General features: G+C 49.3%; 13 protein-coding genes and 1 pseudogene. 9 read left to right on the top strand and 5 right to left on the bottom strand.

Going from position 1 to position 14,201, the window contains the following annotated elements:
* Positions 1–15 precede the first annotated feature (15 nt).
* The 3 genes and pseudogenes from HV311_RS21980 to HV311_RS21970 form a co-directional block, all read right to left on the bottom strand.
* Positions 16–181 (bottom strand): annotated as a pseudogene (locus HV311_RS21980) (ogr/Delta-like zinc finger family protein).
* Between the two features lie 41 nt (positions 182–222).
* Complete coding sequence (locus HV311_RS21975) at positions 223–1,314, bottom strand: hypothetical protein (RefSeq protein WP_220131808.1); 1,092 nt, start codon at positions 1,312–1,314, stop codon at positions 223–225.
* Between the two features lie 126 nt (positions 1,315–1,440).
* Positions 1,441–2,313: a phosphorothioated DNA-binding restriction endonuclease gene (locus HV311_RS21970; RefSeq protein WP_191220469.1), complete on the bottom strand. Its 873-nt coding sequence runs from the start codon at positions 2,311–2,313 to the stop codon at positions 1,441–1,443.
* Positions 2,314–2,571: 258 nt separating this feature from the next.
* Between HV311_RS21970 and HV311_RS21965 the strand changes: the two genes are divergently transcribed.
* The 3 genes from HV311_RS21965 to HV311_RS21955 are packed head-to-tail and all read left to right on the top strand — an operon-like array spanning position 2,572 to position 3,845.
* Entirely contained in the window at positions 2,572–3,021 is a 450-nt protein-coding gene (locus tag HV311_RS21965) for an STM2901 family protein (RefSeq protein ID WP_191220468.1), read from the top strand.
* Positions 3,015–3,341 carry a DUF1493 family protein gene (locus tag HV311_RS21960; protein WP_191220467.1) on the top strand — a complete coding sequence of 109 codons (327 nt, stop codon included), beginning with the start codon at positions 3,015–3,017 and terminating at the stop codon, positions 3,339–3,341. The genes HV311_RS21965 and HV311_RS21960 overlap by 7 nt, the downstream gene beginning before the upstream one ends.
* Positions 3,342–3,359: 18 nt before the next feature.
* Positions 3,360–3,845, top strand: coding sequence for an Hcp family type VI secretion system effector (locus tag HV311_RS21955; protein ID WP_016151545.1), 486 nt, complete (start codon positions 3,360–3,362; stop codon positions 3,843–3,845).
* Positions 3,846–3,902: 57 nt separating this feature from the next.
* Here HV311_RS21955 and symE read toward each other — a convergent pair whose 3' ends face one another.
* Positions 3,903–4,265: an endoribonuclease SymE gene (gene symE / locus HV311_RS21950; protein WP_181632949.1), complete on the bottom strand. Its 363-nt coding sequence runs from the start codon at positions 4,263–4,265 to the stop codon at positions 3,903–3,905.
* Positions 4,266–5,043: 778 nt separating this feature from the next.
* Here symE and HV311_RS21945 point away from each other — a divergent pair.
* The 3 genes from HV311_RS21945 (at position 5,044) to pdxY (ending at position 8,737) form a co-directional block, all read left to right on the top strand.
* A complete protein-coding gene (locus HV311_RS21945; RefSeq protein ID WP_016155590.1) occupies positions 5,044–6,414 on the top strand; it encodes a tyrosine phenol-lyase in 1,371 nt (456 codons plus the stop codon).
* Positions 6,415–6,602: 188 nt separating this feature from the next.
* The gene (locus HV311_RS21940) at positions 6,603–7,868 is read left to right on the top strand and encodes an aromatic amino acid transporter (protein WP_016151548.1); all 1,266 of its coding nucleotides are present in this window, start codon (positions 6,603–6,605) and stop codon (positions 7,866–7,868) included.
* 11 nt (positions 7,869–7,879) lie between these two features.
* A complete protein-coding gene (pdxY, locus tag HV311_RS21935) occupies positions 7,880–8,737 on the top strand; it encodes a pyridoxal kinase PdxY (protein ID WP_016151549.1) in 858 nt (285 codons plus the stop codon).
* Between the two features lie 471 nt (positions 8,738–9,208).
* Here the strand turns inward: pdxY and HV311_RS21930 are convergent, their stop codons facing one another.
* Positions 9,209–10,762, bottom strand: a complete 1,554-nt coding sequence (locus HV311_RS21930) for an L-lactate permease (protein ID WP_191220466.1) — start codon at positions 10,760–10,762, stop codon at positions 9,209–9,211.
* 580 nt (positions 10,763–11,342) lie between these two features.
* Here HV311_RS21930 and HV311_RS21925 point away from each other — a divergent pair.
* The 3 genes from HV311_RS21925 to HV311_RS21915 are packed head-to-tail and all read left to right on the top strand — an operon-like array spanning position 11,343 to position 14,185.
* Positions 11,343–12,062, top strand: coding sequence for a (Fe-S)-binding protein (locus HV311_RS21925; protein WP_191220465.1), 720 nt, complete (start codon positions 11,343–11,345; stop codon positions 12,060–12,062).
* Between the two features lie 10 nt (positions 12,063–12,072).
* Entirely contained in the window at positions 12,073–13,500 is a 1,428-nt protein-coding gene (locus HV311_RS21920; protein WP_191220464.1) for a LutB/LldF family L-lactate oxidation iron-sulfur protein, read from the top strand.
* Positions 13,493–14,185: a LutC/YkgG family protein gene (locus HV311_RS21915; protein WP_016151553.1), complete on the top strand. Its 693-nt coding sequence runs from the start codon at positions 13,493–13,495 to the stop codon at positions 14,183–14,185. Before HV311_RS21920 ends, HV311_RS21915 begins: the two co-directional genes overlap by 8 nt.
* The last annotated feature ends 16 nt before the right edge of the window (positions 14,186–14,201 follow it).

Below are 14,201 nucleotides of genomic sequence, written 5' to 3'. Positions count from 1 at the left end.
GTGTCTCTCTCCTGATTAATGCCGGAACGGCGAGCTGTAGCAGCCCTGTACTTTACGCGGCGGCGGTGGCATCACCGGCTCGGGAGGGCTCCGGCGCAGCACGTATCACACCGTCAACCGAATCGATGGTGCGGAAAGTGGCCGAACACTCGATATTGGTACACTGGTGATAATATAGCAACCCACCATAGGTAGGTTGCTACATCTCTATCCCTGAGGTGCTCATCTATTATTCTTTACATCTGTGACTTTCATTGATGTTTCAAGGTTATTCTGGATTAATATGCAATTACCTGTGTCCATAGAGCCAGATTTTTCTTTCACAAATGAGTTTAACCTTGTATTAACATACTCATTCATTAACTTATGTGTTCTTTCGGGGCAAACAAATGTAAAATTATTGTTTTGCACTACAGGGTATCCTTGAATCCAAATTTCGTTTTGACTTGTTTCTTTGATTTCCCAGTTATTTTTCAACCATTCTGATGGGAAGTTATTTTTATTGATTTTATACCAAAACATAATATCACTACGTAGACCTGAGAATGATATAGTGTAGTTGTTTAACTTAATAAGTATTCCAGGTGTCATTACACCAATGAAATATATGCTGATTATGATGATTGTTGTTATTATTCGTGCAGCACTTTCCTTTTTTCTCCCTTTTTGTTTATTTAAGATTCCATCACATGCAATTAATGGCATATATATTATGATAAGATAAACAAACAAAATTAAAATCTTAGCTAGTCGATCTATGCCAGATAAAGCGGTATTATTATAAATTATTGATATAATTATAAATGTGGGTATGTTTATTATAAAACCTTTGATGAGTGCAAATATATTAATTTTAAGTTTATTATGTAGGGCTGTATAAAGAAAGTAACAAATATAAAACGCAGTGATGAAGATAAAAAAACCTGTAGTATATAATACGTCAGTGGAGCCTATAATTGACAGTAAAAGACCAATCGTTATTGTTTGATAGATCGTTATTTTTGAATCTTTGTCTTTAGATATTGCACAAAGCCAATAAAAAATAATTGTAGGCATTAAAATAAAGAGTAGAAATAGTATTAAAATCAAACACATTGATGCAAAAATAGCTAGGAGCGTGGATGGGCTTGCCAGGAATGAAGGAAGAAGGTTTAATTTCCCAATGCGGGAAAGATATATCCAGATGTTAATAAATCCTATGACGGCTGATAATAAACTAAGATGAGGCAGATGAGGTAGTAATGATTTTAGTAATTCCTTTATTTTTTGTTGTTCTGTTTTGCTTTTTTTATTTTTAAAGGTTGTCATACTCATTTTGTCCTTAAAATTTATTTTGGTAATAAATATGCATGTTTATTGTGTTTTTTTAAAATTGTAATAATTTCCCATATTAAAATAACGTATTATTGATATTTATCAGGGAAAAAGAAGGTATGCAAATCACCCTCTAAACACCTCCTTCCTGTGCCACTCTACAAACCCTTCTTTTGGATAATTCTCGCGCATCATCGGCAGCGCTATCGATTTACCGTCGAAATCCCAGAACAGTCTGCCCACCATGCCGCTGCCATTCACTGCGGGTGACACCTGAACCCGCATACTCTCATCCAGCCCAATCGAACCTTTATCAAAGGCTTTATGGTGGATTGCACACAGCGCCAGTCCGTTTGAAATCTCGCACGGGCCGCCATGCTGTTTCCATTTGATATGCGCCGCTTCAAGCGCAACTGAAGTGCTGTCGTGGCGCATATTGAAGCCACAAATGGCGCATTCATAGTTATAAGCACGCAGAACCTGCTGGCGGAACAACGGGTCCCGCTGTTTGCGGATTTGCAGGATATCAAACCCCAGTTCATCCGCGATTTCTTCCTGAATGCTTTCGGTGAAGTGCGCTTCGAGGATTTGCTGGGCCAGGGCGTTGATGAGGTTCTTGTTCTTTTTCAGCAGGGCAAAATGTTTTTCATCAAAGCCTCCGGCAACGTTATGCGTCACCAGTTCTCCGGCAGGGGGCTGTTTGCTGCTGCCAGATGTTGAGCAATGCTCGGCGTTTTGTAGCTCCCAGAACCCATCGCCCTGTAAGCGCCAGAAGGGCATATCCGGGCGATACTGCGCGCGCTGTGGTCCAAATCGTTCCAGCAGGCTATGCAATGGGTCGCGAACCTCCGAACCGTAGTCAAACAGGCGACCGTGACCCTGCTGATAACCCGCCAGCACATGTAGCAGCAGCAAAGGTTTGTGCGGCGCACGCTGCTCGCCTTTACGCCAGATGGTGATGTCGGCAATTGCCTGTTGCAGGGGTTTACTGGAAGCCATTGATTTCATTATCAGGTAAATAATTGCGATGATGCTCGCAAAATATCACCTGATCAAGCAAAGACGGGTTGATGCGCTATCGACGTCACTTATTGGTATCAATTTGATAAAGCACTATGCGCGGCACGTTGTCTGACATCAACGACTTCACTTTTATGTTTTCTGAAAAACACATACGCCACGGCAGTTACCGTTCCCCCACCAGAGTACGCAGGAGTACGATAAGTATGCAAATTATTGCATATCAAAGGATCTCTAGTGGACACAGTTGAGGAACTTAACGGAACATACTTTTATAAAGGGGTCTGCAACATTTCTGCAGGTGAGCTATTTTTCTGGATTTTCCTCGACAAGATTGATGAACAATTTGGGGGAATTAAAGATGTGGTAGAAATGTCATGTATCATTCTTGGGCTACCATTGTTGAAAACACGGGGTAAGCCATATGGGGCAACACAAGGTACATCAATTGCCTCCAAATATTCTCGTGAGTTTCTTAACGTAAGATTGCCCGTCAGGCTTCCTACCATCACCAATGCCAGCATCAAATATTTAAAACCAATGATGACTAACAATCTGGGGGCATTCGTTGGACGAACAATTCCTGTGATTGGTTGGGTATTACTCGCAAATGATGTCGCCCAAATTGTTTATAAAACGGTGAATACCTACAACACCATTGCCAGAGAGGAAGATCGCGTATGGTGACGGATAATGAGGTATTAGAATTTTTTCGGGGGGAGTTATCTCTCGCGGTAACGTTTACTTTCAAGCCTATCCCGATTGAACTTGATACGCCGCTGCAAGGTTACGCTGAATGGGATGAATTACCGTATGCCATTGATGATTTTGGAGAGAAATATAACGTTGATGTTTCTGTGATTGATTTCGATGCCTATTACCCGTGGGAAAGAGAATCGGTCTATAGAAAATGGTTTACCAACGAACCCATCAAACAAGAGTCAAAACCGCTTACTGTGCGTATGTTCGCAGAATCAGCCAGAGCAGGCCGCTGGTTATATGATTGATTACAAGGAGTGTTGAAAATGGCTGTACCCGTTCATTTATTTTTAAAAGACGATGGTGGCGCGATGATTCGTGGAGGCTCGGATGTCCAGGGACGTGAAGGCAGTATTGAGTTACGTGGTTTAACACATAACCTTAGCATTCCAACCGATGGTGCCACTGGAAAGCTAACCGGCACACGCCAACATGGCCCATTTCTTTTTGACAAAGAGATCGATTCCTCCAGCCCATACCTTTACAAAGCAGTTGCGACAGGTCAGACACTTCAAAGTGCGGAACTTAAGTTCTATCACATAAACGACGCAGGCCAGGAAGTGGAATATTTTAATACCCTGCTTGAAGGTGTAAAAGTTGTATCAGTGACACCAATCGTGCATGACACACGTACGGTAACGGGAACCGGGCATTTGGAAAGCGTACAACTGCGCTATGAAAAAATCACCTGGTGTATTGTAGATGGCAATATTCAATATACCGACGCCTGGAACGAACGTACTACGGCATAACAAAGATGACGCAATACATCCTAATAAAGGCGCCCACAGGCGCCTTTAGCAAGACCGTTACCCCTTCACCGCTTTCCCCGCAATCACCCCGATAAACTCCAGCACCTGCTTTTGCTTACGCGCGGAGAGCTTTTCCACGGCGCGCAGGGATTTCATCAGTTCTGACTCTTCGGGTTCGGGCGTGCGGGCGGTTAACACAATGCAGCCTTGCATGACGCGCACATCGACGCGGGTGCCGGTGTCGAATCCGGCGGCTTTAAGCCACTGGCCCTTCATCACGATGGACGGAAACTGGACATACTTCACCGGCAAACGGCTGTAATCAGGATAACCGCTCGCATAACCCACCTTCAGGCAACGGTTATCTGCGACGTACACTTCTGGATCAAATGAAACTGCAATACAATGCGTGTCAGTCATGGTGACTATTCTCCGATAATAGTTACTGCGATTAGCGATGCGGAGGTGTTGGCGCACCTTCGCATCGCGCTAATAAAACCCCTGTAAATTACCCCAGTAATTGGCGGGAAGTCCAGATGTAAATAACATGAAATAAGCGCGATTAGCACGCTTTCGGAATAAATAGAAATCCTCTCTATCCCAATAAACATAGTATTATTCACCGTATAAATTCATTCCTGTCCCATCCTCCTGATACCTGCCATTTCCAGAAAATAACGCCCATGTGTATCAGGCCAAAAATGCGATCTAACTCACTGAAGCAAATAGCAAACTCTGAAATAACGCCGTTTTGTACACTTTGCTTTACACTTTTAGTGATGTGAATCACAAATATAAACCCGTGAAGTGATCCGACTCTCACAAAATGGGGTGTACTCATTCAGCAATACAGTATGAGCACAGCCTGGAAAGTTAAGTTTTCAGTATTTCCCCTCTCCACGGGGGCACCATCGCAAATGGCAAATCAACACGCAAAAAAAAACTTGTTGAATATGAACGGGTAAAAAAATGACGTGTGATTTGCATCACCTACATTTACAGCTTTTTAAATTATTGCCAGTGATTAATGTTGACCAGGCTATTTCCATAATCAATTAAATCTTGCATAGTGCCTCCACATTATTTCTCCCCCTGACTCAGGAGGCGAATAGTTATATTTCATCAGACTTTATTGATGAACCAGGTATGCTTTACTTCACATTAATACGTACATGACCACTGTTACTGGAGAAACAAAATGAATTATCCGGCAGAACCCTTCCGTATTAAAAGCGTTGAAACTGTATCTATGATCCCGCGTGATGAACGCCTTAAGAAAATGCAAGAAGCGGGATACAATACTTTCCTGTTAAATTCGAAAGATATTTATATTGACCTGCTGACAGACAGTGGCACCAACGCAATGAGCGACAAGCAGTGGGCCGGAATGATGATGGGTGATGAAGCCTACGCGGGCAGCGAAAACTTCTATCATCTGGAAAGAACCGTGCAGGAACTGTTTGGCTTTAAACATATTGTTCCTACTCACCAGGGGCGCGGCGCAGAAAACCTGTTATCGCAGCTGGCAATTAAACCGGGGCAATATGTTGCCGGGAATATGTATTTCACTACCACCCGTTATCACCAGGAAAAAAATGGTGCGGTGTTTGTCGATATCGTTCGTGACGAAGCGCACGATGCCGGTCTGAATATTGCTTTTAAAGGTGATATCGATCTTAAAAAATTACAAAAACTGATTGATGAAAAAGGCGCCGAGAATATTGCCTATATTTGCCTGGCAGTCACGGTTAACCTCGCAGGCGGGCAGCCGGTCTCCATGGCTAACATGCGCGCGGTGCGTGAACTGACTGCAGCACACGGCATTAAAGTGTTCTACGACGCTACCCGCTGTGTAGAAAACGCCTACTTTATCAAAGAGCAAGAGCAGGGCTTTGAGAACAAGAGCATCGCAGAGATCGTGCATGAGATGTTCAGCTACGCCGACGGTTGTACCATGAGTGGTAAAAAAGACTGTCTGGTGAATATCGGCGGCTTCCTGTGCATGAACGATGACGAAATGTTCTCTTCTGCCAAAGAGTTAGTCGTTGTTTACGAAGGTATGCCATCCTACGGCGGCCTGGCCGGACGCGACATGGAAGCTATGGCGATTGGTCTGCGCGAAGCCATGCAGTATGAGTACATCGAGCACCGCGTGAAGCAGGTTCGCTATCTGGGCGACAAGCTGAAAGCCGCTGGTGTACCGATTGTTGAACCGGTGGGCGGTCACGCGGTATTCCTTGATGCGCGTCGCTTCTGCGAGCATCTGACGCAGGACGAGTTCCCGGCGCAAAGCCTGGCTGCCAGTATCTATGTGGAAACCGGCGTACGTAGTATGGAGCGCGGAATTATCTCTGCGGGCCGTAATAACGTGACCGGTGAACACCACAGGCCGAAACTGGAAACCGTGCGTCTGACTATTCCACGCCGCGTTTATACTTACGCGCATATGGATGTGGTGGCTGACGGTATTATTAAACTTTACCAGCACAAAGAAGATATTCGCGGGCTGAAGTTTATTTACGAGCCGAAGCAACTCCGTTTCTTTACTGCACGCTTTGACTATATCTAAATAATAATTATGGCCCCATCTCAGGATGGGGCTTTTTTGTATTTCTTTTCCATGAACAGGAAGCCTTTGCGGTGCCCGTTACCGTGACATAACTACAAAAGTAAACCCTGACTCCGACATTTTTATTATCCGCATGATGTACAAATGACAGCTGTAATTATAACGAATAGTCTACAGGAACATTTATCATGGATATTAATGCCATTGAGCGACAGAGTAGTACCCCCGGACTGATTAGCGGAACCATGTTGGTTATCGCGACCGTAGTGGGTGGAGGGATGTTTTCCCTGCCGATTGCGATGGCTGGCGTATGGTTCCCCGGTGCGTCAGTTATTCTTCTGTTTATCGCCATCATGATGTTATTAACCGGTCTGATGCTGGTCGAAGTTAACCTGCATTATGGCGCTGGTGCCAGTTTTAATACTTTTACTCAGGATTTATTAGGCCGAAAGTGGAATATTGTGGTCGGTATCGCTTTCGGCTTTGTGCTGTATATTCTGACCTATGCCTATATATCTGGTTCGTCGGCGGTGATGGCGCAAACCGTGTTCAAATACAGCGGCGTGCGCTTTCCGGCGAATATCTCGGTGGTGATCGTCAGTATGCTGGTCGGGGCGATTGCCTGGTACAGCTCCTTGTTGGTTGGACGTATTACTACCGTGTTGATTATCGGTAAGTTTATCGCGTTCTTTGCCACCTTCTCTGGCCTGGTGGGTCATATCGAAGTGGCGAAACTCGTCGACAGCGTGGCGGTGGCGCTGCCCAATTCGCAGTACCTGCCGTATATCCTGATGACGCTGCCGTTCTGCATTATCTCGTTTGGTTTTCACGGTAACGTGCCGAGCCTGGTGAAGCTGTATGGCACGAGCGGGATCTCAAATATTACGCGTTCGATTATCATCGGCACGCTGTTTGCCCTGCTGCTGTATATCTTCTGGCTGGGCGTCACGATGGGCAACATCAGCCGTTCCTCGTTCCCGCCAATTATCGCCAAAGGCGGCAATATCGACGTGTTTGTCGAGGCTATCAGCGGGCTGTTCACCAGCCGTTATATGGATCTGATCCTGACCTTCTTCGGCAACTTTGCGGTAGCCAGTTCCCTGCTGGCGGCGACGCTTGGCCTGTTCGATTACATCGCCGACCTGTTTCACTTCCCGGATGACGGCATGGGTCGCCTGAAAACCGCGCTGGTGACCTACTTCCCGCCAGCCGCCGTGTGCTTCTTCTTCCCGAACGGGTTTGTGCACGCCATTGGTTACGCCGGTCTGGCCTTTACCATCTGGAGCGTGATCCTGCCGCCGTTCCTGGTGAAAGCGGCGCGGAAACGTTTTCCGACCGCCAGCTATACCGCGCCGTGTAATAACACCGTGCTCAATCTGGTCATTGTCTGTGGGGCGGTTGTCTATCTGACGGTTGTTCTGGACGTATTTGGTCTGCTGCCAACGTTTCGCTAGACGGAGTCAAAATGAAAAACGTGTTGTCTGTTCAGTCGTCAGTCGTTTATGGCTATGCCGGAAATAAAGCCGCCGTGTTGCCGATGCAGCTCTCGGGGATCGATGTCTGGCCGTTTTACACCGTACAGTTTTCCAACCACACCCAGTACGGGATGTGGCAGGGCATGGCGATGCCGCACGGCGAGTTGAGCGCCATCATCAGCGGGCTGGATGACCTGCAAAAACTGGCGCAATGCGATGCCGTGCTGTCCGGGTATCTCGGGGACAAACGCCATTGCGAAGAGGTGAAGCTCGCGGTCACCACCATTCGCCAGCGTAATCCGCAGGCGCTCTATTTTTGCGATCCGGTAATGGGCGACCCGCAAAAAGGCTGCATCGTCGCGCAGGGCGTGGAGTCCTTTTTTGTCGATGACGCCATTCAACTGGCCGATGTGATGGGGCCGAATCTCTATGAGCTGGGCGTGCTGACGGGCAGACAACTACGTAGTTTTGACGAGGTGGTGGAAGCGGCGCAGCAGTTGGTGGCGTGGGGCGTGAAGAAGGTGCTGGTGAAACATCTCGGCGACTGCTCGCGCGACAAACAGGCGTTTGAAATGCTGCTGGTGACGGCGGAACAGACGTTACACATCGCCCGGCCGCTGTATACCTTTGCCAAAATGCCGGTGGGCGTTGGGGATCTGATTTGCAGCGTGATGCTGGCTTCACTGCTCAACGGTTATGAGGACAAGCAGGCGCTGGAGCGGACCACCAGTGTCGTCGACGCGGTGATGCGGCTGACGAAAGAGCACGACTCGTATGAACTGCGGCTGATAGACGCGCGTCACCAGATAATGGAGCCGCAAATTCGCTATCAGGCAACGGTGCTGTAGCGCCGCAAGGAGGCTATATGTTTCTGACACTGCTACGATTTCAGCATCCGCTGATCTACCGTTTTGCATGGCTTCGTCTGCGGGTCAGGGTGTTAAGAGCGTGCGGGCTGCGTAAGTGAAAGGGGAGAACATTTTTCTCTGCTGCCGGATGCGGCGCTTGCGCCTTATCCGGCCTACAAATGAGCGTGAAACGTAGGCCCGACTGGCGAAGCGCCATCAGGCATTAGCGCCAGGCATTACACGCGGAAGTAGCGTGGTGGGATCAACGCGGAAAAGGCGTCGAACTTCTTCACCATCTTTTTCCAGAACAACATAACAACAATCCTCGATTTGAAACATCGGCGCTATTTTAGTCAGCGCCGACAAATCGTAAAGCCAGTCGCTTCGTTTCGATCCTGAAGCGGTGTAAACCTTTTTGGTCACCGCGTCGTCAAATACGGTTGCCGTGAATTTGACGGGGTTGACAATGGATTACGCCATAAACCAGTAATAAAAGAGACCAACTTTCAGGCCGAGGATCACAATGTAGGCGCAGCAGTATTTCATGGTGCCAGACATTATCTGGTTGGCCTGTCCGTCCATTTTGGTGGCTGAAACCGCAATGGCGATACTCTGCGGCGAAATCATTTTCCCCCCCGTTGCACCAGAAGTATTCGCCGCCGCGAGCCAGTTGGGATCGATATGCAGTTTACTGGCGGCAATGGTTTGCAGTTTGCCGAACAAAATATTCGAGTTGGTATCGCTGCCGGTAACAAACGTGCCCAGCGCGCCAATCACTGGGGCAAGGAAGACGTAGGAACTGCCGGTCAGATCGACAATCGACTGGGCCAGCGTGGAGATAATCCCGCTGAGATCCATTACCGTGGCCAGCGCGACAATCGCCATAATCGCCACAATGGAATTTTTAAGCTGGAAAATGGTTTTGATAAACACTTCCAGCATCCCGCGTGCGGACGCTCCCTGAATAAAACCGCCGATAAGGGTCGCAAAGATGATCAGCATCCCCGGCGTGGTCACCCATTCAACTTTCAGCGCCAGCGTGTTGCCGTCTGCGAGCGTGAAATGCAGCACCGAGGCCAGTTGGGACGCCGCGCCTTTGATCGTCGGGAACAGCGGTGAGCACAGCAGGATAAAAACAAAAATAAACAGATAGATAGAGCCTACGCGGAACAACACTTTTGCCGAGCGCGGCGTGGTTTCGCGGGTATGGCTGACCTCAATGCGCCACTCGGGATCGGTTTTCCCTTTGCGCAGGCGACTGACCATCGCCACGGCAAACAGGCTGACCAGGCTACCGGCAAAGGCGGGCAATTCCGCGCCAAGATGGATGGCGACAAAATATTGCGGAACCAGCGTGGTGATGCCGCAAATCAGCGTGATCAGAAATACGCCACGAATGGCTTTCAGGCCGCCGCCAATAATGCAGACAATGACAAACGGCAGCAGGATATTAAACAGCGCGAGCTGCAGAATAATGGTTCCGCCTAAGGTATACACCGGCAGGTTAACCTGTTCCGCCAGAATAGAAACCGGGATCCCGACCGCACCGAACGCGGTGGGAACGGTATTCGCCACGAGAGAAGCGATCGCCGCCTTCAGCGGGTTGAATCCCAGCGCAATAAGAATGCCGATCGGAATGGCGACCGCAGTGCCATAACCTGCCGCGGCTTCAAGGAATCCGCCGAAGCACCATGAAATCAGTAGCACCTGAATACGCTTATCTTCGCTAATGCTGGCGAGAATATCGCGCAGAATATCCAGCGCCTTGGTCGTCTGCATGACGTTATAACTGAAGATGGCGCCGAGGATCACAATCACAATCGGCCATAACCCCTTCAGGGCGCCATAGCCTATCGCGGCTTTCAGATTCTGTACGGGCATTTCCCAGAATATGGCCGACAGCGCGGCAGTGAATACCAAAGAGATCAACACGGAATAATGGATGGGCATTTTCAATTTCAATATTAAAAATACCATCAGTAGTAAAGGAGAGAGTGCCAGGGCAAACATAAAATATTCGTTCATTGCTATTCCTGATTGGTTCATTAAACCTGATTTATATTTATGGTGGGGAGGCTACATTGCTGGGTTAATAAAGTATGTAAACTGAATCGCTTCAGTGAATAAAGTAATTATGATTTGTAGTTTTGTAACTATTGTAATCTTTTAATTAAAATCCAATGCCAGGTAAATATACTTAAGAGTAAGTTGAATACCTATAAATAGTTATATGATAACCTTTTTAATAATGCTGGCGATGAGAATAGTAAGCACCTGAAACTGTTATTAAGGTGTTCATAACGCTGTGGTTTTAAATATAAAAATGTGAGCGAGACCGAAAGAAATAAACCTGGTTGTTGCATATGGGGGTTGATTAGGGGATTATTTGGTTTTGTCATACAAATGAAAATACAGACATATGCGACTGTCCTGACTTAAGAAGCGGAGAGTCGGCATCAAAGGAAAACGACCCGAGCATCACCATGAACCCAGGCATTAGTAAAAACAGCAAACAGAAAAACTGGGCGTGAAATACGGCTGAACCTTTGCTTGATATCGCGATATCAAGCGCAATAAACAGAAATGAAGCAATGGAGTAGTTATTGTGAATGTAAATTTCTTTGTTACCTGCATTGGTGACGCACTGAAATCACGGATGGCACGAGACTCCGTATTGCTGCTGGAAAAACTGGGTTGTCGCGTTAATTTCCCCGAGAAGCAAGGGTGTTGCGGTCAGCCAGCCATTAACAGCGGTTACATCAAAGAGGCGATCCCTGGGATGAAAAACCTGATCGCCGCCCTGGAAGACAACGACGATCCGATTATCTCGCCAGCAGGCTCCTGTACCTACGCGGTAAAAAGTTATCCGACGTATCTGGCCGATGAACCGGAATGGGCGCTGCGTGCCGAAAAGGTTGCCGCGCGTATGCAGGATCTCACCTCCTTTATCGTTAACAATCTGGGCGTGGTGGACGTCGGCGCGAGCCTGCAGGGCCGCGCTGTCTATCATCCCTCTTGTAGCCTGACTCGGAAGCTGGGGGTGAAGGAAGAGCCGCTCGCGCTGCTGAAAAACGTGCGCGGGCTGGAGCTGCTGACGTTTGCCGATCAGGACACTTGCTGCGGCTTTGGCGGGACGTTCTCGGTCAAAATGGCCGAGATATCCGGCGAGATGGTGAAAGAGAAAGTCTTACATTTGATGGATGCGCAGCCGGAATATTTGATTGGCGCAGACGTCAGTTGCCTGCTGAACATTGGCGGTCGACTGCAACGGGAAGGCCAGCCGGTCAAAGTGATGCATATTGCTGAAGTGCTGATGAGCCGCTGAGGGGAAAGAGATGTCGATAAAAACCAGCGATGTAGAATTTAAACTGCGCATTCGTCAGCAGATAGAAGATCCGATCATGCGCAAAGCCGTGGCCAATGCGCAGGAGCGTATTGGCGCAAATCGACAAAAAATGGTCGATGAGTTAGGCCACTGGGAAGACTGGCGCGATCGTGCCAGCCAGATCCGCGATCACGTGCTGAGCAACCTCGACGCTTATCTGTATCAACTCTCCGAGAAAGTGACGCAAAACGGCGGTCACGTCTATTTCGCCAAAACCAAAGAAGAGGCCACCGCCTACATTCTGCAGGTCGCGCGCAGCAAAAACGCGAAGAAGGTGGTGAAGTCCAAGTCGATGGTGACCGAGGAGATCGGCGTCAACCATGTCCTGCAGGATGCGGGAATCCAGGTGATCGAAACTGATCTCGGCGAATATATCCTGCAATTGGATCAGGATCCGCCTTCGCACGTCGTGGTGCCGGCTATTCATAAAGATCGCTATCAGATCCGCCGCGTGCTGAACGAGCGTCTGGGGTATGACGGCCCGGAAACCCCGGAAGCCATGACCTTGTTCATTCGCCAGAAGATCCGCGAGGATTTCCTGAGTGCCGAAATCGGTATTACCGGCTGTAACTTTGCCGTGGCGGAAACCGGTTCAGTATGCCTGGTGACCAACGAAGGCAACGCGCGCATGTGCACCACGCTGCCGAAAACGCACATTGCGGTGATGGGCATGGAGCGTATCGCGCCAACCTTTGCTGATGTGGATGTGCTGATCACCATGCTGGCGCGCAGCGCCGTGGGCGCACGTCTGACGGGCTACAACACCTGGCTGACCGGCCCGCGTGAGGCGGATAACGTGGACGGACCGGAAGAGTTCCATCTGGTGATTGTCGATAACGGTCGCTCGCAGGTGCTGGGCTCTGAGTTTCGCGATGTGCTGCGCTGCATCCGCTGCGGGGCCTGTATGAACACCTGCCCGGCGTATCGCCACATTGGCGGACACGGCTATGGCTCGATCTATCCCGGTCCTATTGGCGCGGTGATTTCTCCACTGCTCGGCGGCTATAAAGATTTTAAAGATCTGCCGTACGCCTGTTCCTTATGTACGGCCTGCGACAGCGTCTGCCCGGTGCGTATTCCGCTGTCAAAACTGATCCTGCGTCATCGCCGGGTGATGGCCGAGGAGGGCATTACCCCGAAAGCTGAGCGACGGGCGATCAAAATGTTCTCTTATGCCAATAGCCATCCGGGGCTGTGGAAAGTGGGGATGATGGCCGGCGCGCATGCGGCAAGCTGGTTTATCAATGGCGGGAAAACCCCGCTCAAGGTTGGCGCGATTGGTGACTGGATGGAGGCGCGCGATCTGCCTGATGCTGACGGCGAGAGCTTCCGCAGCTGGTTTAAGAAACATCAGGCGCAGGAGAAAAAGAATGGATAACCGTACCGCGTTTTTAAACACCATCGCCCAGGCGCTGGGTCGCCCGCCGCGTTTCGAACCGCAAGCGGATGCCGCGCCGGTTAACAATTATGCCAACGAGCGCCTGACCGAACTTAGCCCGCAGCAGCGCTGCGATGCGTTTATCCAGTTCGCCAGCGAAGTGATGCTGGCCCGCTGTGAACTGACTCGCGAGGACCAGGCCGCAGAAGCAGCGCTACGCCTGTGTGAAGAATTGGGTCAGCCGGTAGTGCTGAGCGGCGACAGCCGACTGGTGGCGCTGGGCATCACCGAACGCTTGCAGCAGGAATGCAACGCCGTGGTCTGGGATCCGGCGCGAGGCAGCGAAAATATTACCGAGGCCGAGCAGGCGAAAGTCGGCGTAGTGTATGCCGAGTATGGCCTGACCGAGTCCGGCGGCGTGGTGCTGTTTTCCGCGCCGGAGCGCGGGCGTTCTTTGAGCCTGTTGCCGGAGTCCTCGATTTTCGTGCTGCGTAAAAGCACCATCCTGCCGCGCGTGGCGCAACTGGCAGAAAAACTGCATCAGAAAGCGCAGGCCGGTGAGCGTATGCCGTCGTGCATTAACATTATCAGCGGACCCAGCTCGACGGCGGATATTGAGCTTATCAAGGTGGTTGGGGTGCATGGCCCGGTGAAGGCGGTGTATCTGATTATTGAGGATTGTTAAGGCAGGAGAAAGAACC

Origin of the sequence: Citrobacter sp. RHBSTW-00881 (assembly GCF_013728515.1) — a bacterium.
In the GTDB taxonomy this organism is placed as follows: Bacteria; Pseudomonadota; Gammaproteobacteria; order Enterobacterales; family Enterobacteriaceae; genus Citrobacter; species Citrobacter braakii.
The sequence above is the reverse complement of the archived record's forward strand: the minus strand, read 5'-3'. Positions and strand labels throughout refer to the sequence as shown.